General features: G+C 67.3%; 26 protein-coding genes. 15 read left to right on the top strand and 11 right to left on the bottom strand.

From position 1 onward, the window contains the following. Window positions 1-14 precede the first annotated feature (14 nt). Window positions 15-614: a TetR/AcrR family transcriptional regulator gene (locus SZ60_RS09915; protein WP_043595576.1), complete on the top strand. Its 600-nt coding sequence runs from the start codon at window positions 15-17 to the stop codon at window positions 612-614. A gap of 47 nt (window positions 615-661) precedes the next feature. Here the strand turns inward: SZ60_RS09915 and SZ60_RS09920 are convergent, their stop codons facing one another. Continuing rightward, window positions 662-1483: an ornithine carbamoyltransferase gene (locus SZ60_RS09920; protein WP_043595577.1), complete on the bottom strand. Its 822-nt coding sequence runs from the start codon at window positions 1481-1483 to the stop codon at window positions 662-664. 402 nt (window positions 1484-1885) lie between these two features. On the opposite strand from SZ60_RS09920, the gene SZ60_RS17245 reads away from it, so the two are divergent. Then, complete coding sequence (locus SZ60_RS17245; RefSeq protein WP_156155568.1) at window positions 1886-2110, top strand: hypothetical protein; 225 nt, start codon at window positions 1886-1888, stop codon at window positions 2108-2110. A gap of 110 nt (window positions 2111-2220) precedes the next feature. Here SZ60_RS17245 and SZ60_RS09925 read toward each other — a convergent pair whose 3' ends face one another. The 3 genes from SZ60_RS09925 to SZ60_RS09935 form a co-directional block, all read right to left on the bottom strand. Continuing rightward, the gene (locus tag SZ60_RS09925) at window positions 2221-2778 is read right to left on the bottom strand and encodes a uridine kinase (protein WP_231567110.1); all 558 of its coding nucleotides are present in this window, start codon (window positions 2776-2778) and stop codon (window positions 2221-2223) included. Window positions 2779-2811: 33 nt separating this feature from the next. Next, on the bottom strand, window positions 2812-3396 hold the full coding sequence (locus tag SZ60_RS09930; protein WP_156155569.1) for a hypothetical protein: 585 nt from the start codon (window positions 3394-3396) through the stop codon (window positions 2812-2814). A gap of 528 nt (window positions 3397-3924) precedes the next feature. Next, a complete protein-coding gene (locus SZ60_RS09935) occupies window positions 3925-4866 on the bottom strand; it encodes an AraC family transcriptional regulator (RefSeq protein WP_043595580.1) in 942 nt (313 codons plus the stop codon). Between the two features lie 170 nt (window positions 4867-5036). Between SZ60_RS09935 and SZ60_RS09940 the strand changes: the two genes are divergently transcribed. Then, window positions 5037-5393, top strand: a complete 357-nt coding sequence (locus SZ60_RS09940; protein WP_231567111.1) for a putative quinol monooxygenase — start codon at window positions 5037-5039, stop codon at window positions 5391-5393. Between the two features lie 470 nt (window positions 5394-5863). Further along, entirely contained in the window at window positions 5864-6565 is a 702-nt protein-coding gene (locus SZ60_RS09945) for a GH25 family lysozyme (RefSeq protein WP_231567112.1), read from the top strand. 128 nt (window positions 6566-6693) lie between these two features. Here SZ60_RS09945 and SZ60_RS09950 read toward each other — a convergent pair whose 3' ends face one another. Next, a complete protein-coding gene (locus SZ60_RS09950; protein WP_043595582.1) occupies window positions 6694-7638 on the bottom strand; it encodes an alpha/beta fold hydrolase in 945 nt (314 codons plus the stop codon). Window positions 7639-7759: 121 nt separating this feature from the next. Between SZ60_RS09950 and SZ60_RS09955 the strand changes: the two genes are divergently transcribed. Next, complete coding sequence (locus tag SZ60_RS09955) at window positions 7760-8386, top strand: TetR/AcrR family transcriptional regulator (RefSeq protein WP_043595584.1); 627 nt, start codon at window positions 7760-7762, stop codon at window positions 8384-8386. 99 nt (window positions 8387-8485) lie between these two features. Beyond that, window positions 8486-8779: a hypothetical protein gene (locus SZ60_RS09960; protein ID WP_156155570.1), complete on the top strand. Its 294-nt coding sequence runs from the start codon at window positions 8486-8488 to the stop codon at window positions 8777-8779. A 186-nt stretch (window positions 8780-8965) separates the two neighbouring features. Here the strand turns inward: SZ60_RS09960 and SZ60_RS16505 are convergent, their stop codons facing one another. Continuing rightward, complete coding sequence (locus SZ60_RS16505) at window positions 8966-9430, bottom strand: MarR family winged helix-turn-helix transcriptional regulator (RefSeq protein WP_056230010.1); 465 nt, start codon at window positions 9428-9430, stop codon at window positions 8966-8968. Window positions 9431-9569: 139 nt separating this feature from the next. Here SZ60_RS16505 and SZ60_RS09970 point away from each other — a divergent pair, with 139 nt between their 5' ends. Next, a complete protein-coding gene (locus SZ60_RS09970; protein ID WP_043595587.1) occupies window positions 9570-10445 on the top strand; it encodes a cyclase family protein in 876 nt (291 codons plus the stop codon). Between the two features lie 65 nt (window positions 10446-10510). On the opposite strand, the gene SZ60_RS09975 is transcribed toward SZ60_RS09970, so the two are convergent. Together SZ60_RS09975 and SZ60_RS09980 are read right to left on the bottom strand one after the other, a co-directional pair. Then, complete coding sequence (locus SZ60_RS09975; protein WP_043595588.1) at window positions 10511-10762, bottom strand: hypothetical protein; 252 nt, start codon at window positions 10760-10762, stop codon at window positions 10511-10513. A gap of 73 nt (window positions 10763-10835) precedes the next feature. Then, the gene (locus tag SZ60_RS09980) at window positions 10836-11621 is read right to left on the bottom strand and encodes an SDR family NAD(P)-dependent oxidoreductase (RefSeq protein WP_043595590.1); all 786 of its coding nucleotides are present in this window, start codon (window positions 11619-11621) and stop codon (window positions 10836-10838) included. An 85-nt stretch (window positions 11622-11706) separates the two neighbouring features. Between SZ60_RS09980 and SZ60_RS09985 the strand changes: the two genes are divergently transcribed. Beyond that, window positions 11707-12564 (top strand): helix-turn-helix transcriptional regulator, encoded by an 858-nt coding sequence (locus SZ60_RS09985; RefSeq protein WP_043595591.1) that lies wholly within the window; start codon window positions 11707-11709, stop codon window positions 12562-12564. A gap of 81 nt (window positions 12565-12645) precedes the next feature. Here the strand turns inward: SZ60_RS09985 and SZ60_RS09990 are convergent, their stop codons facing one another. Then, window positions 12646-13701: an amidohydrolase family protein gene (locus SZ60_RS09990; protein ID WP_082060039.1), complete on the bottom strand. Its 1056-nt coding sequence runs from the start codon at window positions 13699-13701 to the stop codon at window positions 12646-12648. A gap of 33 nt (window positions 13702-13734) precedes the next feature. Next, complete coding sequence (locus SZ60_RS09995; protein ID WP_052505302.1) at window positions 13735-14850, bottom strand: hypothetical protein; 1116 nt, start codon at window positions 14848-14850, stop codon at window positions 13735-13737. A gap of 126 nt (window positions 14851-14976) precedes the next feature. On the opposite strand from SZ60_RS09995, the gene SZ60_RS16510 reads away from it, so the two are divergent. After that, the gene (locus SZ60_RS16510) at window positions 14977-15636 is read left to right on the top strand and encodes a TetR/AcrR family transcriptional regulator (protein WP_052505303.1); all 660 of its coding nucleotides are present in this window, start codon (window positions 14977-14979) and stop codon (window positions 15634-15636) included. A 50-nt stretch (window positions 15637-15686) separates the two neighbouring features. Here SZ60_RS16510 and SZ60_RS10005 read toward each other — a convergent pair whose 3' ends face one another. Further along, the gene (locus SZ60_RS10005; protein WP_231567113.1) at window positions 15687-16343 is read right to left on the bottom strand and encodes an SDR family oxidoreductase; all 657 of its coding nucleotides are present in this window, start codon (window positions 16341-16343) and stop codon (window positions 15687-15689) included. A 126-nt stretch (window positions 16344-16469) separates the two neighbouring features. Here SZ60_RS10005 and SZ60_RS10010 point away from each other — a divergent pair, with 126 nt between their 5' ends. The 6 genes from SZ60_RS10010 to SZ60_RS10035 all read left to right on the top strand — a co-directional run bounded on the left by SZ60_RS10010 (window position 16470) and on the right by SZ60_RS10035 (window position 23604). Then, complete coding sequence (locus tag SZ60_RS10010) at window positions 16470-17033, top strand: TetR/AcrR family transcriptional regulator (protein ID WP_043595595.1); 564 nt, start codon at window positions 16470-16472, stop codon at window positions 17031-17033. Between the two features lie 79 nt (window positions 17034-17112). Continuing rightward, window positions 17113-18126, top strand: coding sequence for a LacI family DNA-binding transcriptional regulator (locus SZ60_RS10015; RefSeq protein WP_043595596.1), 1014 nt, complete (start codon window positions 17113-17115; stop codon window positions 18124-18126). A gap of 110 nt (window positions 18127-18236) precedes the next feature. Next, the gene (locus SZ60_RS10020; RefSeq protein ID WP_082060033.1) at window positions 18237-20411 is read left to right on the top strand and encodes a glycoside hydrolase family 36 protein; all 2175 of its coding nucleotides are present in this window, start codon (window positions 18237-18239) and stop codon (window positions 20409-20411) included. 55 nt (window positions 20412-20466) lie between these two features. Further along, window positions 20467-21735: an ABC transporter substrate-binding protein gene (locus SZ60_RS10025; protein ID WP_043595598.1), complete on the top strand. Its 1269-nt coding sequence runs from the start codon at window positions 20467-20469 to the stop codon at window positions 21733-21735. A 58-nt stretch (window positions 21736-21793) separates the two neighbouring features. Beyond that, on the top strand, window positions 21794-22744 hold the full coding sequence (locus SZ60_RS10030; protein WP_197073540.1) for a carbohydrate ABC transporter permease: 951 nt from the start codon (window positions 21794-21796) through the stop codon (window positions 22742-22744). Next, window positions 22744-23604, top strand: a complete 861-nt coding sequence (locus tag SZ60_RS10035) for a carbohydrate ABC transporter permease (RefSeq protein WP_052505306.1) — start codon at window positions 22744-22746, stop codon at window positions 23602-23604. Before SZ60_RS10030 ends, SZ60_RS10035 begins: the two co-directional genes overlap by 1 nt. The last annotated feature ends 299 nt before the right edge of the window (window positions 23605-23903 follow it).

Raw genomic sequence — 23903 nt, forward strand, 5'->3', positions numbered from 1 at the left:
GTAGGATTCGGGACATGAGTCGTTGGGAACCGGACGCGCGCGGCCGGCTGTTGCGGGCCACGATCGAGTTGTTCTCCGAGCACGGCTACGACGCCACGACCGCCGCACAGATCGCGGCCCACGCCGGGTTGACGAAGACGACCTTGTTCCGGCATTTCGCCGACAAGCGCGAGATCCTGTTCCAGGGGCAGGACGCGCTCATCGCCGGGGCCGTCGCCGGGGTCGTCGGGGCGCCCGCCGACGCGACCCCGGGAGAACTCGTGCGGGCCGGGATCGCGTCACTGTGTGCCGCGCACTCCGACGACCTCCGAGACGTGGGTCGACTGCTCGACCCGCTCCTGGCCGCGACCCCCGAACTCCGCGAGCGCGCCACCTTCAAGCGATCAGCCATCACCGAGGCGTTGACCGGGGCTCTCGTGACCCGACTCGGCGATGTCCGCCAGGCCGGCCTCCTCGCCGACACAGGCGTGCGGGCTTACTACGAGGGTTATGCCGCCTGGATGCTCGGCGACGGCTCGGGCACCTTGACGGACAGCGTCACCGAAGAACTCGCCGCCTACGAATCGGCGTCACGTCGACTGCACGACGACCCCGGGCAGGTCCGTCCTTCCTGACCGTGCCACCCGCCCGCTGGTGCTTCGGCCATCAGGACGAGCGAAGGTCATCGCAGATCGAGGCAGAACGCCATGACCGCTTGCTGGACCGGCAGGAGGGATGCCTTGAAGGCGTGGCCGACGAAGGCGGGGTGCGCGATGGCGTCGGCACTCACCTCGACGCCGCGGAGGAACGGCGGACACGGGTTCAGCCGTGCGCCCGTCGGCGCCGTGTCGAGCAGAGCCGAGGTGATGCGGTACGGCGCGAGGAGTTCCTCGTGCTCGCCCGGACCGTCGGTGAGGATCACGTCGGCGGATCGGATCGCCGTCTCAAGGTCGTCGGTCCACCTGGCGCCGGGACTCCGGAGCCCCGCGGGGCAGCACTGGACGAGATCGAGCTGCAGCACACGGGCCGCCTCCTGCCAGGCGCCCGCGATGTTGCCGTCGGCCCCGACGAACAGGAACCGCAGGGACCCCAGCTGGCTCTGCTGCCGGAGGGACCAGAGGTCGGAGAGCACCTCGCACGGGTGGTTCCGGTCGGTCATCGCATTGACGACCGGGACCGTGTCGACTGCAGCCAGCCCCTCCAGGACGGCGAGATCCCGGTGTCGGGCGACGATGACGTCGGCCCAGGCGCCGAGGTACTCGACGACGTCCTCGAGGGCCTCGGACTTGTCGAGCGTCGTGTCCGGGAGCACGACCGGCTGGAGCCCCATCAGGGCGGCACCGCGTTCGAACGTCACCCGGGTGCGCAGGCTGGCCGGCGGGAAGAACATGACGGCACAGCCCGCTGTCACCGGGCCACATCCGTCGCGGAAGGCGTCGGCGAGCGCGAACACCCGCTCGATGTCGGAGGGGGCCAGGTCGTCGAGTCTGATCAGGGAAGGCACCCTGCCACCGTAGAAGACGAGCGGGACCGTTCGGGCAGGCCACTCACGAGTGCCGCGAGCTACCGCCGGTCGGCCCGCTGGGTATCCCTTGCCGGGCGGACGCGGGTTGCGAACCAACGGTGCGGTCGCTGACTTCGGTCATGCCACGGGAAGCCACGCAGGAGGCGATCGAGCGGACGGAGGCGGACGGGTTCAGGCCGGTGCTCGGCCCGGGGAGCATCACCACGATGATCCACGTCGTTCACCGAGTCGGTCGGCCTGAGCGCTCTCGCGTCAGCCTCGGCGAACCACCCGCGTTCTTCGAACATGACGACCTCCGTCGGTTGCGAGAAGCATCCCAGTGGGATGGGTCGCGGTCAACGACGCTCATCGAGACGCTGACGCAGGCAGTAGGTTCGCCATGTGGTGGACAACTTTCGACGAGCGCTGCACCAGAGGTGGTTCCAAGGCGCCCTGTGCGTCTGGGCCCTCGTGGGCCTCGTCGCTCTCGGCGCTCCAGTGCTCGACTACTCGTCGACGTGGGTGAGCATGGCACTCGGCGCGGGAGGCATCGCCAGCTCCCTCTTCGTGTTCCGCGGCCTGTGGATCAATTCGGCACCTTCTCGGAGCATGAAGAGCGACGACTGACCGTCACGCCGCCGGAACTTCCTCCCACGCGACGGAGCACCCTGGTGTTCGCCCCCAGGGCTCGTCGTCCTCGCGGCGGCACGGACCACGTCTTTCTTGGCACTGGTCCATCAGGGCGATGAATACAGCACGTCTGCGCGCTCTCGCGGCCTGAACTGGTCGGCGAAATCGCGTTCGTTCGGGCCCCAGACCTCGGCCCACAGCTTTTCGTGGCTCCGTCCGAGTTCCCTGTCGCGGGCCATGCCACGCCGAACAGCGACGTCGAGCTCGACGTCGCACCAGATCGTCACGTCGAGAGCGGGCATGGCCTCAGGGTGGAAGAGGCCGATCAGATCGACGACGAGGACAGGGGCAAGAGGAAGGGGCTCCAGGGCACCGAGTGCCCCGGCCGACCAGTCGTACCGTCGGAACTCGCCCTCTCGCCCGCCACGGAACGGGGACAGGACGCTCGAGACGAGACGTGACCGGTCCACCCCGTCCCAGTCCGCGGAGCGAAGGTGGGAGCGCTCGGGATCGAGGAAATCGTCACCACGCATCCTCACCGACCCCGGCAGAGCTGCGACCATGCTGTGCGCGAGTGTGGATTTCCCCGAGCCGCAGAAGCCGGAGATGCCCACCACGATGGGATGGCCGGCCGATCGAGACCGCAGCGCGATGTGCTCGACCACCTCGCTCTGGTCCATGCAACGACCCCCCATCAGCTACTTCGTCTCAGGCGAGACGGGCACATCCGTCCGTGGAGGGAGGGGCGGCCGGCGACGAAGCTCATCGAGCATCACGGTCGCCTTCGCCGACCCTCTCCAGGAATCGACCGTCGACCAGATCATGGCGACGACGAAGAACACCGTGAAGAGCCACCAGACGGGCCCCTCGGAGAGGGCCAACCAAGCAGTCAGCGCCGCGAAGGCGACGAACGTGACGGGCCCGAACCACCTATTCAACCGGTACTGACGCTCCCACTTCTCGAAGGTCGGAACCCACCTGCCCGGCTCGACCCCGGGAGGGATGCTGCCGGCCTTGAAGGCTGCCCGCATCTCGGCCAGGTCGGTGACTCCGCCGGCGAGACGCCTTGCTCGAGCGATCATGAAACCGAAGACCGCGGTCATCGCTCCCGCGTAGAAGACCGTCCCGATCAGTCGCACGAGAACAGGCTGGTCATCGGGCATCACGATCACACCGATCCCGAACCACAAGGCTCCTGTGACCACGAACAAGACCACGAGAAGAGCCGGCAAAGGCAGAGTACGGAAACGCGCCATCATGAAACTCCCTCGGTCGTCCTGCAAGCATCCCCGGCAGGCCGGCCCGAGCCAAATCAGCCGAAGCGAAACCCCTCTCGTCCTCGGCGCCGGCCCGTGCTCGGCCTCGTCGTCGCAGCCGAGGAGGCGCGGGCCCGGACACCAGGACGGTTCGCCTCGGACGTGCGCGCGCTGACCGAGCCCGCTGGACGATCTTCCGTCAGACGATGAATCGAACCCAGGAGTCGGCCGGCAACTCCTGTCGAAAGCGGCCACGTTCGTCGGGAAGCGTGCCGGTGAAGGCGGACATCTCGTGGCGGAACATCGTCCAGAGCTGTTCGAGCTCGGGGCGATGCCGATGCCCCACAGGCCGGCCGTGTTCGTCACGTCAGACCCTTTGCCCCACGTGATGGCGAAGACGACGGCTCCTGCCGCGGCCGCGACGACGGTCACAACGGCCGGAATGGGCACGGCAGCCCGATGGCCGGCTCTCCACGCCGCGCGTGAGCTTCTCTGGGGCACCAGGCTCTGCTCGAGTCGAGCGCGCCGGTCACCTCGAGCGGAACCAGCCCGTCATCAGTCGCGGTCGGTCTCAGAGCCCCCGACGCGCGAGGCTGTCCGGTACCGCCCCGGTGGGAGAGAGCGTTCGCGGCTGAATGCTCGACTGAACGCGTAAACGGACGTGTAGCCGACGTCGGCGGCGATCTCGTCGAGCGTGTCCTCGGTGTCCCGGAGGCGATGTGCGGCGAGGTCCATCCGCCAGCGGGTCAGGTACGCGCCGGGCGTGGTCCCGGCGAAGGTCGCGAAGCGGCGGACGAGAGTCTGCTTGGACGTCGCGACCTCGCGCGCGAGGGCCTCCGTCGTCCACGGGCGCCCCGGGGCCTCGTGGATCAGCGTCACGGCGCGCAGGAGGAGCGGGTCGCGGAGGACGCCCCACCACGATGCGTCGACGGGCGGGGCGGAGGCCAGCCAGGTGCGGAGGACCTCGATCAGCAGCACGTCGACCAGGCGGTCCAGGAGGAGGTCCGTGGCGAGACCCGGGCGGGCGATCTCCCTGCCCAGGAGCCGGACGACGTCGGTCAGTGTGGCCTCGAGCTGCGGGGCACCCAGGTGGACCACCGGCGGGAGGAGCGCGAAGACGGGTGTGCTCCCGGCAGGGTCGTGGGAGTAGGAGGCGCCGAGCACCTGGGTCTGCACGTCACCGTTCCCCAGGCGCAGGTCGCCGCCCTCGCGGCGGGCGTCGGCGGCGGCGGCCACGTCGCACGAGTGGATGTCGGCTCCGGGCTCGCTCGAGAGGGAATGGGCCGCGCCCGTAGCGAGGATCACGACGTCGCCGGTCATCAGCAGGCGCGGGGCCTCCCCGTCGAGGGTCAACCAGGCGATGCCGGCGGTGACCGCGTAGACGACGGCGTCCCGGTCACGGAGCCACTCGACACCCCACTCACCACCTGCCGCGATCCGCGCACCGGCGCTCCCCCGCACCCCGGACACGTCGAGCACCTCGGAGAGAACGTCCACCCCCTCAACCTACGGCTGATCGTGCGAAGAACCCACGACCGGAGCGCGGTTGGTCCTTTCGGACATCACCGTGGACCTTCCGCGCATTGAGCGCACCGCCAGCCGCTCCTAGCGTGAATGCCATCCCCGAGCGAATGCCGGGGCGAGAAGACACGAGAGAAGAAGTCACCATGAGCACCACTGAAGACACCGTCCCCGACGGCCTGATGCCCGCCGACGTCCTGGCCTCGACCACTCCGGTCGCCGTCTACGGCTTCGCCCGCGCGAAGGCCGGCAAGGAGCGTGAGCTCGAGGAGGCGATCCGGGCGATCATCCCGGCGGTCCGAGCCGAGCAGGGCTACGAGCAGTACGCAGTCCACACCACTGAGGAGGCGCCGGGCGCGTTCGCGTTCTACGAGCGCTGGTCATCCGGCAAGGACATCGCCCGCCACGTTCAGCAGCCCCATATGCAGGACTACTTCGGCAAGCTCGGCGACCTGGTCGAAGGCGACCTCGAAGCCGAGTGGCTCCGACCCCTGAGCGACTGACCCGGCGAGTCCGCACCGCGAGTCGCCCCCGCCGACTCGCGGCGCTGGGCATCCGGAGCGATTGTCCACCCGTTCTTCAGCCAGAGGCGCTCGAGAGTAGCGAAAACCGGACCATGATCAGTCATCGGGCAGACCGTGGAACTCTTCTACCGTGGACAAGAAGACAACCCTGAAGCCAGTAGCGGCCGCTCTCAGAGCGGGAAGAGTTCACACGCGATCATCTCGCGACTGATCGACCGGCACATCAGCCCGAAGTAGTCATCGCGCGCGCAGCAGCGGAGCCGCAGAAGACCATCGTCTAGCGGGGCTGGTGGCAGATCGGAGAATGTGCTCGTTCGCACGGCCCCGTAGCCTTTCGTCCCATGGGGCCTGAGGCGAACGGACATGACGAGGACAGAGACGACGCCTCGGCCCGAACAGGCGCGGTCCCTCGAGGACGGCGGCGGCGCCGCATCGTCCTTTCGGCCGCCGTGGTCGCCCTCGCATCGCTCGCCGTCGCCGCGTTGCTCTTCACGGGAACGCTCTGGCCCACCCGCACGGCGGCCCTCAGGTACCCGGTGCAGGGCGTCGACGTATCCGCCTACCAGGGCACGATCGACTGGGGCGTCCTGGCGGAGGAGGACATCGACTTCGCGTGGATCAAGGCGACGGAAGGCTCGAGCTACCGAGATCCCCGGTTCGAGGACAACTGGGCCGACGCACACGACACCGACCTATTCGTCGGCGCCTACCACTTCCTCAGTGTCGACAGCCCGGGGACGGACCAAGCAGCCAACGTCATCGCCACCGTCTCCCGGAACAGGGGCGACCTGCCCGTCGTGGTCGACGTCGAGTGCTACGCCGAGTACTGCGATGCCCCTCCCTCGGCAGCCACGGTCCGGGCGGTGCTGGACCCGCTCCTCCTCGCGATCGAACAGCATTACGGCCGACCAGCTGTGCTCTACGCGACCCGCGACTGGTACGAGCGATACCTCGCCGGGAGCTACCCCGCCAACCCCATCTGGTTCCGCTCGGTCGCCACCTCCCCGCGTCTCACCGATGATCGCGACTGGACTTTCTGGCAGTGGTCCGCGCGCGAGCAGCTCGACGGGTACGACGGGGACGAAGAGTTCATCGACATGAACGCCTTTCGAGGCACCCGAGAAGACCTGGAGTCGTTGCTGCTGCCTTGATGCCCCGCCGTCGCGGCCGCGCTGATGCCCGCAGCAGCATCCCCTACCGAGACAGCGCCGGGGCCTGCGACGCATGAGGTCCCTTGCAACCACGGGGACAGCGGCCATGATCGCGAGAGACCGTGACGCTACTGGGTGTCGACGTGCCCGATCGGGTCGCCGGCTCGGCGGAGAGCGTCCCGGGCCGCGGGCCAGGCGCCCCCGTCGACGCGGAGAGCGGTGCGGAGGTAGGCGGTGCTCATGCGCTGGATGACGGCGACCAGTTCGGGGTTCTCGTCGGCGGTCTCGGCCACTTCGTAGCCGACGATCCCGCCCAGGGAATGTTCTCCGCCGTGCAGGGCGAGGAGGTCGGTGGCGCCGGGGCTGTGCGTGTAGGCGTCGGTGAACCAGTCCGGTCCGCGGCTGGACATCGTGGATTGGTCGTGGTCGCCGGCGACGACGAGGGTCGGGGTGGTGAGCTCACGGAACGACGGGCGCATGAAGGGGAAGTTCGCCTGCGCGAAGGGGTGCAGGTCGTCGCCGCCGAGACCGGTGGCGGCGAAGAGGATGCCCGCGGTGACGCGGCTGTCGGACATGTCGTCTCCGACGTGGCCCTCCTCGTCGACGATGCGTGCACCGAGGAGTGTCTGCGCTGTCTGGCCGCCCCAGGAGTGACCTGTCGCGGCGATCCGGTCGCGGTCGACGCGGCCGGCGAGACCCGGGACGGCCCCTTCGACGGTGTCGAGCTGGTCGAGGACGCGGGTCAGGTCGGCGATGCGTTCGGTCCAGATCGTCGGGAAGACCGGGTGGTCGAACCCGAACCCGTTCCGCCTCGAGTCGAGGTGCGTGGGCTGGACGACGACGAAGCCGCGCGAGGCCCAGAACGCGGCCAGGGGCGCGTACCCGTCGAGGTTCCAGCCGTTGCCGTGCGAGAACACGACGACCGGCAGGTCGCCTCCCGTGGCGGGTGCCGACACGCGGACCTCGAGCGGGACGGCGCGCCCCGGGGCCGACAAGGTGACCGGCGCGACGGAGACGACCGGGCCGCCGCCGCCGCCGATCTCGTCCAGTGCGGTGACGAGTGATGAGGACATGGAGGGTGCCTTTCGTCGGGAGTCACGCTCTGCGATACTGCTTATCGGAGCGCCGCTCCGCAACATTACGGAACGTCGCTCCGTTAAGCAAGCACCGGTTCGACCCGATCGAGGAGGCGCCATGCCCGACACGCAGGACGGTGACGCCCCAGCCGCACAGCCACGGCCGGTGGGCCGACCCCGCAGGAGCCAGCAGGCTCTCCTGGACGCGGCTGCGGCGGTGTTCGTGGAGTCCGGCGTCGACGCTCCCGTCCGCGAGATCGCGACGAAGGCCGGCGTGGGGGTCGGCACCGTCTACCGGCATTTCCCGACCCGGCCTGAGCTGGTCGTCGCGGTCTACCGACACCAGGTCGAGGCCTGCGCCGAGGCCGGGCCGCGACTGCTCGCCGAGAGCGCGACCCCTGAAGGAGCCCTGCGTACGTGGGTGGCGCTCTTCGTGGACTTCCTCGTGACGAAGCACGGCCTCGCCACCGCCCTCCACGGTGACGCCGCTGGCTCCCACGCACTCCACGCGTACTTCGTGGGCCGCCTCGTACCGGTCTGCGGGTCACTCCTCGCCGCGGCCCGCGCCGATCTCGGCCCCACGGACGACGAGGCGGCCCTGGACGGGTACAGCCTCCTGAAGGGCGTCGGCAACCTCTGCATCGGCGCCGCGAGCGACTCTGACTACGACGCCGATCGGCTCGTCCAAGCCCTGATATCCGGCGCACTCACCCCAGAGTCATCACGGCTCGAAGGCCCCCGGTAACCCATCCACTAGTGCGACGCCCGGCCGTGGCGACAGACCCACATTTCGCAACCTGCCCTGGAACGAAACTGAATAGGCTGTGAGACTCGACGACATGCGTTGCCTATCGAAGAGGTGAGTGGTTTGCCCCAAGAAACTTCCGACCGCCTCAGCCGTTATGCGGTGGCATTCGTCGCTGTAGGTGTCCTGGCGCTGGTCTTGCTCTGGGCGTTTGGTGCGCCAACCCTTGTGACCGCATTTGGTGCCGGGCTGGGACACCTGGCATTGCAGGACATCAAGCGAACGAGATCCCGCGACATCGCCCTGGCCTCGGTGGGCCTGACACTTGCGTACGGCCTGACGCTCAGCTCGATCATCCGGTTCATTCCATCGGCGATCAATGGTCTCAACTAGGCAGCCCCTCCTTCGCAGCGAGCTCAACAATCGCGCCCCTTCCAGGATCCACGGCACCGACCCGACAGGCACTCAACACCCCCGCGACGGATGAGCTCACGGCGGGTAGTGGCGATCGTCACCTCTACCCGACGCAGCCTCTGGCAGAAGATCCAGTCCGATGATCGATCCCCTATCCGGCGTGTATCAGTAAGCGTCGCCGATGCCCGGTGATTTCTCCGCGCCCTCGATGACAGCGAGCAGCAGTGCGTTGAGCTGTGCGCTCCGCGACGCGTCCAGCCCGAACATGCTGAGGTCGTTCGTCGCCAGGGCCACCTGCTGCACCGCGTCGAGCACGGCCTGGCCGGCTGGCGTGCTCGCGGCGGGGTTCCTCCGGCCGCGGGCGCGGATGCCCACCCGGCGGACGAGACCGCGACGTTCCATCCCGTCGAGCACGTCCGACATGCTCTGCGGGCGAACGAAGACGGCCCGAGCGATCTCCGCCGACGTGAGCTCAGCACCGTCCGCCAGGCACGACAGCACGCCGAACTGCACGAGGCTCACGTCGTGCTCCGCCATCCCCGCGGTGATCTGGGAGCCGATGATGCGGGCGACCTTCACCGCGTTCCAGCCCAGCACGGACTCGAGCCCGCGACCTCCGTCGTCACTCATGCGTGCCTCCTCGTCGCTCACCTCGATAAAACAGGAACCTGTTTTTGAGGCTATGGTGCAGGAACCTGCTTCAGGGACCTCCTTGCAGTGTGCACCACCCACCCGCGCGAGACCGAACCGACATGACAGGACAGCCACCATGACAACACCCGCACTCCCAGACGACCGAGGCCGCTGGGGCGCCGACGACGAACTCGGCACGCTGAACCTGATCGACGACGCCGCCAGGGCCCGCGCCGCTGAGGAGGTGCGGATCGGCCGGAGCGTGTCGCTCGCGTACCCGGTCGAACCCGCCTCGATGCTCGGCGGACCGTTCGCTCCCCCAGCACCGCCGTCGCCCCCCGTTCAGCAGGCGCTGCTCTACACGGGCACGCCGCCCATGGGGATGTCCGAGGTCCTCGTCGTGACACCGCATCACCCGGCGCTGACGCACATCGACGCTTTCGCCCACATGCCCGTCAACGGCACCGTGTACCCGGGCCGGCCACTCGAGGAGACCGTCACGGCCGGAGGCGTCGCTCACGGTTCCACGACCGCCTTCGCCGCCGGGGTCACGACGCGAGGAATCCTGCTCGACCTGGCACCGGAGGGACGGCTGCCGTCCGCGCACCCCATCACCTCGGCGGACCTCGACGCTGCCGAGGCGCGAGCGGGGGTCGAGGTGCTGCCCGGCGACGCCGTGGTGGTCCGCAGCGGCTGGGGCTTCAGCTGGGACGCCGAGACCCAGGCGCCGGGCATGACCGTCGATGCGGTCACGTGGATGAAACACCGTGGCGTCTCGCTCTACGCCGGCGACATCAGCGACTCCTTCCCGCCGAGCGACCCGGAGATGCCCATGCCGATGCACATGGTCGGGCTGGCCCGCCTGGGCATGCCCCTGATCGACAGCGTCGCCACCGACGACCTCGCCGCGACCTGCGCCGAAGTCGGCCGACACGCCTTCCTGCTCAGCATCGCCCCACCCCGCCTCCACGGCCTCACCGGCGTGCCCGTGAACCCCCAAGCCATCTTCTAGACCGACACCACGGCCGTGCGCGCCGCAATGACCGATCGGCTATCGGGCAGCGCTCCCGTCGAGAGCTACTGCGGAGGAGGCGGCGGAAAAACGTTGGTGAAGGCGTAGAGCACGATGACCGTCGAGATGATCAGCATGCCGATCCCGCCGACGATCATCAGCCCTGGCGACTGGGTCTGCGGGCCGATCCGGCGCCCCTGATCCTTGTAGGCCCTGCGAGCGGCATCGGAGATGTGCTGGTGGAACACGATGAAGCAGACCCCGAAGATCGCGAACAGGGGCGCAAAGACCACGGCGGCGCCCTGCAGCTCTGTCATCGCCTCATCCTGTCCGCGAGAACGGCCACAGGTCCACATAGGTGCGGCCGCAGGACGGGTGCGCGTCCCCGTCTCAGGCGCCGGCGCCGCCGTCGACGGGCACGATGGCACCTGTCACCGCCGAGGCGCGATCGCTGAGGAAGAACCCCGCGACCTCGGCGACTTCGAGAGCGGTTGCCATGCGGCCGATGGGGCTGGCTGCGTTGTTCGCCTCGATGATCCCTGGGCTTTTCCTCTCCCATTCGTCCATCATCTCGGTCGCCGTTCCACCGGGCATCAGGCCGTTCACCCGAATTCCTTCGGCAGCCCAGGTGACCGCCGCGGTCTCCGTGATGCTGTTCAGTGCCCGCTTCATTGCCCCGTACGCCGGCAACGGCGGCACAGCACGTCGACTGCCGATGCTCGAGGTGTTCACGATCGCGCCGCCGCCTGACTTCCGCATGAGGGCCGCCTCGGCGACCATCGCGACCCAGTGTGCGCGGAAGTTGACGGCGAATTGCTCGTCGATGTCGGCGTCAGACGTGGTGTCGAGCGGACCCGTCTCTTGCTGGTTCACGCCGCCGTTGTTGAATGCCCCGTCGAGGCGCCCGTGGAGCTCCTCGACGCGATCGATGGCCGCGCGGACGCTGGCTCGGTCGGCGAGGTCCATCACGACGGTGTCAGCCGTGCCACCCTGGGTGCGGATCTCGCGGACGAGGGCGTCGAGCGCCCCGATGCTGCGGGCTGCCAGCACGACAGATGCTCCCTCTCTCGCGAAGAGACGGCCCGCTGCGGCGCCGATACCGCGGCTGGCTCCGGTGATGAAGATGACCTTCCCGGTCAGAAGGCCGACCGGCATGTTCTCGTTGTTGTTCGTCATGTGATGAGCGTCTTCGCCCCGGGAACTCGCATCCAGGCACAAACGGTACGAGGGTCCGCGGCCTGACCGGGCGGAGAATGGCGGCATGGACAAAGGTGAGCTCGCAGCTTTTCTCCGGAGTCGCCGCGAGCGTCTCCACCCCGAAGACGTCGGCCTCTCGTCTGGGTCTCGGCGAAGGACTCCAGGTCTTCGGCGAGAGGAGGTCGCCGTCCTCGCTCACCTCTCGGCCGAGTACTACGCCCGACTCGAACAGGGCCGCGCGCCTCGGCCCTCAGACGTCGTACTCGCAGGCATCGCGGGCGCACTGCGTCTCACCCCCGAAGAGTCCGATCACCTGCACCGGCTGGCCGGCACCGCCCCCACTCCGACGGGACTGCACAGTCGCGATGTACGGCCGAGCATCCTTACCCTGCTCGAACGACTCCCCCACACCGCCGGAATCGTCCTCTCGGCCACCTTCGAAGTGCTCGCCTGGAACGACCTGGCGGCAGCTCTCATGGAGGACTTCTCCCTGCTCGTTCCCCGCGATCGCAACCTCGCGAGGAAGACCTTCCTCAACGGTGGGCAGCAGTCAGAGGCGATCTACGGGATCTCCGACGAGGCCGCATTCCGGGAAGGTGTCGTGACCCAACTCCGTAGCGCCCAGGCTGTCTACCCATCTGACCCGAGCGTCCGCGATCTCATCGACGACCTCCGTTCCGGCAGCGCCGAGTTCGCACAGCTCTGGGAGCGACACGACGTCCAGACACCACCGCCCCTGCAGAAGACCTTCCGCCACACACCGGCCGGACCGATCACCGTCAACTGCGACTCCCTAGCCATCACCGAGCGGGACCAACACCTCGTGCTCTACACCGCACCAGCGGGCTCCCGAGACGCTGAGAACCTCGCCCTATTGCAAGTGATCGGCTCCGAACCCCTCATCGGACCGCGGGGCACCTGAACGGCCCATCCAAGCTTTGGCTCCGAGAGATCGACCAACATCGCGGCCGAGTCTCGGTGGCCGATCGTCTAGTGGGACGCCTCATCGAGCCAGACGGGGGAAGAGTACTTCGGCGGCGGATCGGTGCACTTCGCCCAGTCGTTCCGCATCGGGGCCATCGTAGGTGGCCAGGCTGTGGTCGAAGCGGGCTCGCCATTCCGGGTGGGCGTAGGGGAAATCGCTGCCGTAGAGCACGTGCCCCGGCTCCGCGAACGCCAGGAGCGACGGTAGCGAGGTGGGTGTCGCAGACAAGGCCGTGTCGAAGTAGAACTTGCGGAGGCCCGCTTGGATGCTCTCGGGGGTGATTCCGGGGTTGAACATGGCGGCGGCGCTGAATCGGTCGGCGGCGTAGGGCAGGAATCCTCCGGCGTGCGAGAGGATCACACGGAGTTCTGGGTGCCGGTCGAAGACCCCGTGTGCGACGAGGTCGACGGCGGTTCGGGTGGTGTCGAAGGGGAAGTCCAGGAGCGCTGTGGGCATGCCTGGCAGTTCTGCCATCAGGGGTGCGGTGGGGTGCACGAAGACAACGGCTGAGCGTGCAGCGAGTTCGACCCAGAGTGGTTCGTAGGCGGGATCGCCGAGGTAGCGGCCGTGCGCGTTCGACATCAGCAGGACGCCGTCGGCGTGGAGTTCGTCGAGTGCTCGGACAGCTTCGGTGACGGCGCCGTCGAAGTCCGGGAGCGGGAGTACGGCAAAGTGTCCGAAGCGGTCTGGTCGTTCTCTGACGAGTTCGGCCTGGTAGTCGTTCAGTTCGCGGGCGAGGTCGCGGGCCGCGGCGTCGTCACCGAAGTGCACGCCCGGTGCGCTGATCGACAGCATGCCTGTCTCGATGCCCGCGTCGTCCATCATCGCGATCGCCGCCTCCGGGTCCCAGTCCGGCATGAGCCACCCGCCGACTGTCCGCGAACCGTGCCGAGCGGCGGTTCCCGCGCTTGGTGCCCACGGGTCCCACTGCGCCGTCCCACCGGCGACAGCCGGCGGACTCGCCTGCGTACCTGCCCCTGCGCCGCTTGCCATCGCCCGGTGTCCCGCTGAGGCCAACGCCTCGAAGTAGCGGGACGGGAGCAGGTGCTGGTGGACATCGATCTTGCCTGGCATGTCGCTTCCTTCCGATTGCTTCATCACTGCCGTTCAGGGTGCCGAGGTCGTCGCGTGAGGTGTCGGGCTCGCGGTGACTGCGGTGAGCTCGGGGCCAGAACTCGACGGGGCGGTCGCAGTGGCAGCGCCGGAGCCCGGACGAGGGCCACCCTGTTGTCGGGCCGCAGCCTCTCGCCGGTTCCGGATCAGCATCGCGATCAACGTGAGCAAGATGCCGCCGACGGCCCAGATGCCCAGCCGCATGATCGGGGCCGACATGGCAGCGCCGTCGAAGTACTGGAGGGAACGCAGGAGGTCGAGAGCGTCGCCTTGGGGGAACACGTAGTAGAGCGTCTGGAAGAAGTCGTTGAGGACGTGGATACCGAGGGGGCCACCGGAGGAGGTGTTGCCGAGGATAACCAGGGCCAGTGTCATGGCCAGTGCTGCGATCGTTCCGCCCAGAGCTGCGACGCCGGTCACGGCTCCTCCGATGGCCGCTCCTGTCAGCCACAGGACTGCGAACACAGCCCCCGGGTTCACGGTGACGGCTTCGAGGCCGGCGTCGATCCACAGGGTGATCAGTCCCGCCAGCGCGGCCGTGTAGACGACGAGGACGACGCTGCGTTCGACAAACTTGGACGACGTGTCGACGGTGCCGAGGATGCGTCCGAAGATCGTCGCACCGAGCGCTGCGCCCAGCCCGGCGAACAGGATCGCGTAGAACTCGATCGATCCGACGGGATCGTTGCCCGGCAAGGGGGCGAGATCAGTGGTCTCGTTGGTGGTGCCGATGTTCGCCGCGATCGAGTCTCCGATGCCGGATACGGCCTGACCGACTGCTCGGCCCCCACCGCTGGCGATGTACGTCGTGACGGCGGAGGACTCAGCCGGGGAGGGAAGAACGACTGCGCCGTCGACGTCTCGATCACGGACCGCCGCCCGGGCCTCCTCTGGGGATCCCACGACGGTGAGCTCCAAGGCGTCCTGCTGCTCGAGCGCGACGATCGTGGTCGCGTCGCCAGTGACGGCGAGTTCGACGTCGTTGGGTCGCGGGTGGCCGAAGGCGCTCGAGTAGCTCGTCAGCATCGCCATCGCGAGCAGGAGGATCGCCACTGCTCCGAGGATCAGGTTGCGGTAGCGGTGCGCGGAACCCGGTCCCTCCGACGTCAAGGAACCTCCGGCGACCGCCGCTTCGAATTCGGGATGCTGCGGAGCGTCTCCGTGCCGTGGCGTCGATCCTGTCGCGTGCGTCATCATTTCCTTTACAGTTGTCTAGTAGATGACGAACGTACATCAGTGATCGAGTTCTGGCAAGATGGATACATGTCCGAAGCAACGAGCGCGCAGGCGGCCGTGGTGCAGCGGGTGGATCCGCGCGTCACCAGGACTCGCGCAGCTCTCGTCAGGGCGTTGACCGCCCTGGTCGCTGAATCGCCGAAGGGCGAGACGATCTCGATGAGCTCGGTCGCGCAGCGAGCAGGTCTCAGCCGGCAGGCGCTGCACAACCACTACGGCAACATCGGCGACCTCGCCACGGATGTGTGGATCAGCCGATTGCTGGACGGCACCCGCCTGTCTCTCGACGAGGGTGCCGCGAACCTTCCCCAGGCCCTGACCGACGCCGTTCGGGAGGCCGGCATCGAACCGCTGCTCGCCGCAGGGCGAGCCGATCGTGAGTTCTTCGACAAATTGCGGGCGATTCCCCGAGGTGAGCGAGTCACCGAGGTCCTCGCTGCCGCTGTCACCACGTGGCTGACGGACTCGGACGGCGACGCAAGCCGCCCGGGGATCTCTCTAACAGGCGAGGCGCGGGCCTTCGCCATAGGGGGGATGGTGGCGCTGGTCTCTCGTTGGCAGATGGCCGATGCTCCGCCGAGCACGGCCCAGCAGGTCGTCACGCTCCGGGCGTTCGCGACCAGCGCTGCCGCAGCCGAGGTCACGGTGCGACCCTCCTAGACGCCCCGCGTCCCGTCCGGAGTGTTCACTCCGGACGGGACGGGCTGGCGTCAGTGGTCGTATGCGACGTAGTGCAGTTGATCGTCCCGTCGTTCGTCGTGGAGCTTGACGTAGGACTGGGCGATGACGTCCGGCTCCGCGTCGGGACGGCCACCTCCGATGAGCGCTGTGATCGCTACGTGGGCGATGTAGACCCCCGTGCCCTCGAGGGCGCTGTGCAGGTTCAAGGTCCAGTTCCGAAGGCCCGCAGCGGCGATGTTGATGTTGCCGCGCGCAGGTGTCGGGGCCATCGGGCCGCCGCCGGTGGTGACCAGGATGGTCCCGGCGCCGGCGGCGATCATGTCGGGCAGGACGGCGCCGACGGCGGTGATCGCGCCACCGAGATAGAAGTCGATCTGCGGCTGGAGGTTCTCCATCGTCACCTCCAGGGCATCGACGGACTCCAACGTCGGATCGGCCGGCGAGAACTCAAGGATGTCGATCGGCCCGAGTGACTCACGGATCGAGCGGAGAGCGCTCGTGATCGTGGCGGGCTGACCGACGTCGGCGGTGAAGCCCCGCGCGGTGATGCCCTCAGCGGCCAGGGTCTGGGCGAGTGCATCGAGCCGGGTCTGATCGCGCGCAACGAGGGCCACGTCGAACCCTTTCCGGCCGAAGGCGCGAGCGATCTCCAGGCCCAGGCCGGGGCCTGCTCCGATGATGGTCATGAGGGGCATGGTTCGTCCTTTCGGGCCTACCGCTGGGCCCTCGCGTGCTGAAGCGGTAAGTTGAGATAGTCCTCAACTGGCGATCAGCTTAGATTGAGGCCGCCCTCAATTTCCCGTGGAGTTGCCGTGACTGCTGTGCCAGGCCTGCGTCGAGACGCCCAGGCGAACCGCGAGAAGCTGCGCGCGGCCGCCGTCGCGGTGTTCTCGAGGCGAGGGCTGTCCGCGCCCTTGGAGGACATCGCCCGAGAAGCGGGCGTGAGCATCGGGACGCTCTACAACCGGGTGGGGTCCCGTGAGGAGCTCATCGACGCCGTGGTGGACGACATCGCTGGCGAGAAGCTCAAAGTGCTCAGGGCGCTCGTGCTGGACGAGGTCTCTCCTCGCTCCCAGTTGGAGACCTTCATCTCGGGGATGATCGATCTGCAGCTCAGTGATCCAGCCATGAACGACGCGATGCTGCGGCGGTACCCCGACGCAGTTCTCCTCATCAACGCGTGCGAGCGGTCGATGGCCTTGGGGGCGCAACTCGTGGAGGCCGCCCATGCCGACGGCGTTCTCTCCCGCGAATTCACCCCCGATGACTTGATGACCGTGCTCTGGATGGCAGGAACGGCCAGCCGTGATCCCGCCGCCCCGGAGGGCTGGCGCCGCATCGTGGACCGCAGCGTCTCTGCCGCTTGGGTCGCCTGACTTCGGCCAGCCCCGTCTGGAGCGACGACCAGGGGCTTCGCATTGCCGGGCTCGGCTCGATCGCCTACGGTTCTCAACTGTGCCCGCAGATCGCCGACGACCCCCGACGATCACCGACGTAGCCCGGGCAGCCGGCGTCTCCTTGCCGACGGTCTCTCGCGTCATGACCGGATCCACGCCGGTGAGCGACGGGACGACGGCGAAGGTCAGAGCGGCCATGGACGAGTTGGGCTACCGACCCAACGGTGCAGCTCGGGCGTTGGTGCACGGTCAGCAGCCGATCGTGGGCGTCATCGCACCAGATACCGCCGCGTACGGCCGCTCTCGCATGCTGACCGAGATAGAGGACAGGGCCCGAGCGAGCGGCTACGTCGTCGCCATCGCCATACTCGACCCCGCAGACGCGGACGGAGTGTCAGCTGCAGTCGAGGTCCTGCTCTCCCAGCCGATCGTCGGGGTCGTGGTCCTCGACTACAACTCGTACGACACCGTCAGGCTGCACTCGAAGCTCGGTGCGATACCGATCGCGACGGTGACGAACGGTGCTGACGCCGACGCCGACGTCGCTCACGTCCTGGTAGACGACCGTGCGGCAGCTCGTGCAGTCGTGGACCATCTGCTCGATCTCGGTCACCGCACGGTGCACTACGTCTCCGTCCCCTACTACGGCGGTCGTTCACACCCTCGCGAGCTCGGTTGGCGCGAGGCACTCGACGCGCGCGGAATCGTTCCACCCGGTCCCGTCGCGTCTGACTGGACGGTGGATTCTGCTCTGATGGCAGGGGCTGTCCTCGCCGCGGATGCTGAGGTCACAGCGGTCTTCTGCCCGAACGACGAGATCGCCTTCTCGGTCATGCGCAGCATGCACGACGCAGGACGGCGCGTGCCCCAGGACGTCAGCGTCGCCGGGCTCGACGACCACCCGCTCGCGGCGAGCTGGGTCCCCAGCCTGACGACCTACCGCCTCGACTGGGGCTGGGCCGGCAGGTCAGCTCTCGAGCTCCTGATCGACGCAGACGTCGCGTCGACTGCCGACGCCCGACCGGCGAACATGCTGCTCCCTCGAGAGAGCACGTCTGCACCGCTGGTCTGATCCGTCTACTTGCACGATGCGTAAGAGACGTTTATGGTCATGATCAACGCTTTCATGATCAACGCTTTCATGGGACGTACAAGTCAGTTGAGAGCGCAAAGGAGCCTCGCGTGAGTGCGGAAGCCGTTCAGGCCACACAGGAACCATCGTCGGTGGCGGATGTGGTCACACCGACCGAGCGAGTCTTCGTCTGGCAGGCAGGTGCTCTCACGCTGTCCTTCGGTTCTGGGGAGCACCCGGTGCGCATCGTCGGCGTGGAGGCCGGGGCCCAGAACGTGGTCACTGAGGCGACGCAGCCACTGGTCGAGGCCATCATCACGGGTGACGGCCGCGCTCGGAACACGACTCGTTTCACACACACGGGCGTCGGAGCTCGTCTTCGTCTGGCCGATGTGCGCCGAACTGAGAGTGACGGCGTTGCGCGTCTCGAGATCGAACAGCGGGATGCTCAGACGGGTCTCGTCGTGACGGTCACCTTCACGGCGTCTCCGGACGTCGCGGGAGCCCGCGTCAGGACATCGGTCCGGAACGACGGGCCGATGCCGGTCGTGCTCGAGGCGCTGTCCACGATCGCGATCGGTGCGCTCGTCAGCCACGGAGACGACCCGCACGAGGCGCTGTTGCACACAGGCTCCGGCGAGCAGCTCGCCGAGAACCGCTGGGTGGTGACGAAGGCCTGGTCACAGGCTGGCCTCGGCGACTTCCACTCCGGGGTGAACCACCAGCCGGGTCGGGGCTACACGGCAGCGTCAGGGACATCGACCTGGACGACCGCTCGTGCGCTGCCCACGGGGGTGCTCGAACACCCCGTCTCCGGTCGAGCGATCGCCTGGCAGGTGGAGCACAACGGCGGTTGGCGGTGGGAGCTCGTGAACCAACGCGAAGGCGAGGACGCACTTGCCCTCGTCCTGCTCGGCCCGACGGATCTCCACCATCAGTGGGCTGAGGAACTGGTGCCCGGCGCGTCGTTCGAATCAGTCCCAGCATCGTTCACCGTCGGCAGTGCTGGCGCAGAGAGCGCCGTTGCCGAATTGACCCGGCATCGTCGCTGGCTCCGGCGTGCTCAGCGAGCGGACAGCTCATCGCTCTTGGTCTTCAACGACTTCATGAACACGATCCTCGGCGACCCGACGACGGAGCGGTTGCTTCCGCTTATCAGGGCTGCCGCCGCGGCCGGCGCCGAGTGCTTCTGCATCGATGCGGGCTGGTACGACGACAGCGAGGAAGGCGACTGGTGGCCGAGCGTCGGCGAGTGGCTTCCGTCGACACGACGGTTCCCCGACGGCGGACTCGCACGAGTCGCCGACACGATCCGATCTCACGGGATGAAGGTCGGGATCTGGGTCGAGCCCGAGGTCATCGGCGTACGCAGTCCCCTCGCCGAGACTCTCCCCGCAGAGGCCTTCATGCAACGGCACGGAATCCGTGTCCGGGAGCACGACCGCTACTTCCTCGATCTCCGGAACCCCGCAGCCCGGGAACACCTCGACCAGACCTTCGATCGTCTCATCGCCGACTTCGGTGTGGGGTTCTTCAAGCTGGACTACAACGTCACGCCCGGCGCGGGAACGGACCTCGACGCATTCTCCGTCGGGGCGGGGCTGCTCGCACACAACCGCGCACACCTGAGCTGGTTCGCGGCGCTCCGCTCCAAGCACCCGGACGTGGTTTTCGAGAACTGCAGCTCGGGTGCCATGCGCTCGGACTTCGGCATGTTGGAGGTCTTCGACGTGCAGTCCACATCGGACCAGCAGGACTTCCGCCTCTATCCGCCCATCGCGGCCGCCGCCCCGATGCAGATGCTCCCGGAACAAGCGGCCAGCTGGGCCTACCCCCAAACCTCCATGAGTGATGAGGAGATCGCCTTCACCTTGGTCACGGGACTGTCCGGCCGTCTCTACCTGTCGGGTTTCTTGAACAAGATGAACGAGGAACAGTTCGCCCTCGTCGAAGAAGCGGTCCGGGTGTTCAAGTCGATGCGTTCCGACATCGCCGAAGCCGTGCCCGAGTGGCCGGGCGGCTACCCGGATTGGGACGCTCAGACGCTCTCGCTGCAGCTGCGAACTCCTGATCGATCGCTCCTGTACGTCTGGCACCGGAGCGAGTCGACCACCGAGACGATCGAGCTCGACCTGGGCGGTGAAGTCACACCGACCTCGCTTCGGCAGATCTACCCCGAGTCCGCGGCGGCCTGGGCCGTCTCTGGCTCCAACGACGATCGGATCGCACTGACCCCACCGATGCCCGGTTTCTCTGCACGGGTCTACGACGTCACCTCCGACTGATCCATCAGAACCCTGATCACGAACGTGATCAAGCACACCCGAAGGAAGGCAAGCAATGAAGCTTCAACTCTCCACACGTCGAACGATCGCCGCGTCGCTCGGCGCAGTCGTCCTCGTCCTCGCAGCGAGTGGCTGCAGCCGTGCCGGCGCCGGTACGGACAGCGACACCATGCAGTTCTTCTTCAACATGGGTGCTGACACCCCGCAGTACAAGGTCATGGCCAAGATCGTCGACGACTTCGAGGAACAGACCGGGGACAAGATCCAGGTCACAGCCCAGTCAACGAACTACGAGAACGACATGAAGGTCAAGCTCGCGGCGAACAACGTGCCCGACCTCTTCTCGACCCACGGCTGGTCGCTGTTGCGGTACAGCGATTTCCTCGTGCCCCTCACCGACCAGGCTTGGGCCGAGGACGTCAACCCCGCACTCGACTCAGCCATGCGGGACAGCGACGGTCAGATCTTCGCCTTCCCCGGAGAGACGGACACCGCGGGCATCTTGTACAACAAGGACGTCCTCACCGAAGCGGGCATCGACCCGAAGACCCTCACCACCTGGGACGCCTTCGATGCCGCCGCAGCGCAGGTCACCGCCACGGGCAAGACCGCGATCTACTCCAGCGGCAAGGACCAAGGACCCGCTGGCCACATGGGCGACTACCTCGCCGCGCAGACCTACAGCACAGCTGAAGGCGAGCAGATGAAAGACGGAACATTCGTCCAGGCCCCGTTCGAGCAGATGCTGGACCGAGTGCAGCAGTGGCGTGAAGCGGGATGGTTCAACAAGGACTACTCATCCGCCTCCACCGATGACATGGCCCGCGCCCTCGCAGACGGGACCACCGGTTTCGAGCTCTTCCAGACGGTCCTCCTGAGTCAGGCACTGACACTCAACCCCGAGGCGAACCTCGGCTTCATGCCGCTCCCGACAACCGGCGACCAGAAGCCCTACCTCGTCGGCGGAGAAGGAGTGGACTCGTTCGGCGTCTCCAAGACCAGCACCCACCAGGAAGAGGCCCTCGCGTTCCTGGACTTCCTCGCGAAGCAGGACAACGCCGCCGCCCTCGCTGAGGCCACGGCGTCCGCCCCGGGTCTGACATCGGTCAAGGTCGATTTCGGCACGGTCGCCGACAGCTTCGACACGTACGTCACGCCGGGAACGACACCCGTGCAGCCGTACTTCGATCGTGTGTACCTGCCGAACGGCGCGTGGGACACGCTCATCGCCGTGACCGATTCGGTCATCACCGGACAGAGCACCGTCGAAGCGGCTTCGACCCAGATGGGTCGCCAGTACAAGACCCTCTACGGCCAGCAGTAATCGCCAGCACGGCGGGGACGGACACCGTCCCCGCCGTGCACGAGCCTCAGGAATCATCGTGCAAAACATCACCGAAGCCTCGGCACCACCACTGCACCGACGTGCCGGCAGCCCCGCGGTCCGCGAACGGACCAAGCGTCCCGCGAAGCGCGGGTGGGCCATGAACCTCATGTACCTCCCGGCGGCAGCTCTCCTCGTCGTCTTCGTCTTCGTCCCGCTCATCCAGGGCATCGGACTGGCCTTCACGAACTGGGACGGCTACTCCCCGACGAGGGCGTTCGTCGGGATCGCCAACTTCGCACAGCTCTTCACCGACGCGACCTTCCACACGGCGCTGCTGAACACGCTCCTCTTCGGGTTCGGGTGCACGCTGCTACAGCAGGTCCTCGGCCTTGCACTCGCGGTGGCGCTCGACGGCCGGGGACGCATGTCCACGGTGACGCGATCGATCGTCTACCTTCCGGTTCTCGTCTCCCCGGTGGTGATGGGCTTGATGTACTACCTGCTGTTCCAGTACGACCGAGGAGCCTTGAACGACATCCTCGGAGGCCTCGGCCTCGGTCAGGTCGCCTGGCTGAGCAGCGGGCCCGGTGCCATCGCCATCATCATCGCCGTGAACACCCTCCAGTTCGTCGGGATCTCGATGGTCATCTATCTCGCCGGCCTGCAAGGAATCAGCCTGGAAGTCTACGAAGCGGCCGCGCTCGACGGCGCTTCCGGCTGGGTCTTGCTCCGCTCCATCACCATCCCGCTCCTGCAGCCGGCGTTCATCTCGAGCGTCATCATCAACCTCATCGGGGGCCTCAAGCTCTTCGACGTCATCCAGGTACTCACCGGCGGAGGACCCGGCTACGCATCGAACTCCGTCTCCACCCTCATCGGACGCACCTACTTCGGTCAGCAAGCAGCCGGATACGCGTCAGCGATGGGCGTCGCCCTGTTCGTGATCATCGCGATCGTCTCCGTGTTCCTAGTCCGCCGGATGAGCAGAACGGACGTGAACGCCTGATGACCGCCCACGCCACCACCTCGCCTGGCTCCCGGCGTCGCACCCGCAGCGCAGCGAAGATCGGAAAGACCGCGTTCCTGGTGATCGTCGCCCTCGTGCAGATCACGCCGTTCTACATCGCCGTCACGACCGCGCTGAAACCCGCCACGGACGACAGCTCGCTCTGGCTGCCTCCGTTCTCCGGAGCGACCCTGGCGAACTTCTCGACGGCGTTCACCGTCGGCCGCCTGGACTGGGCGCTGGAGAACAGCCTTCTCGTCACCACGGTGAGCACGTTCCTCGTGTGCCTCATCGGCGCTATGGCGGCCTACCCCCTCGCTCGACGGCTGACGCGGCTCAACCGGGCAGTCTCACTAGGTCTCTTGGGCATGCTGATCGTGCCACCGCTCAGCATCCTCGTGCCGCTGTACACGATGCTGTCGCGTCTCGGCCTCCTCAACACGTTCGGCGGACTCATCCTCGTCCTGACGACGCTTCAGCTCCCACTCGCCGTGTTCCTCTTCACCCAGTTCATGCGCGGTCTCCCCATCTCGCTCGAAGAAGCCGCTGCCATGGACGGAGCAGGAACACTTCGCATCTTCATGCAGATCGTCCTGCCCTCCCTGAAGCCCGTGCTCGCAACTGTCACGATCCTCACGGCGACGAACGTGTGGAACGAGTTCGCGATGAGCTCCTACATCAGCAGCAGCACGCCCATGCGAACACTCGCACCGGCAGTAGCGGTGTTCTTCTCGAGCCAAGGGACGAACATCGGAGCGGCAGCGGCCGCCGCTCTGATCGGGCTCGCACCCATCCTCATCGCCTACCTCTTCCTGCAGAAGTACTTCGTCAAGGGCGCCCTCGCAGGAGCAGATAAGTGAGGCCCGGCCCGCGAGGGCGCCCCAGCTAGTAACTCGATGACCATTGGCGCCGGAGCACTTGGTCTACTCATCGGCACGTCATGACACCCATCTGACTTCCGGGACGATGACTTCCCAGGCTTCGCACCGGAACAGCCCAGGTCATCCTGGTCACGTCCGGGCCCTTTCTTCTCCGCCCCTGAGACGAGCCCCGCCTGCGCCGGTCGCCCTCGTAGCTGTTTCGGGACGAGTTGGCAACTGGGGCATGCAATTCGCGAGAGAGCAGGGCTCAACGAACAGCCCGGCCCGGCCCGGCCCGG

The organism is Frigoribacterium sp. MEB024 (genome assembly GCF_000878135.1).
GTDB lineage: Bacteria > Actinomycetota > Actinomycetes > Actinomycetales > Microbacteriaceae > Frigoribacterium.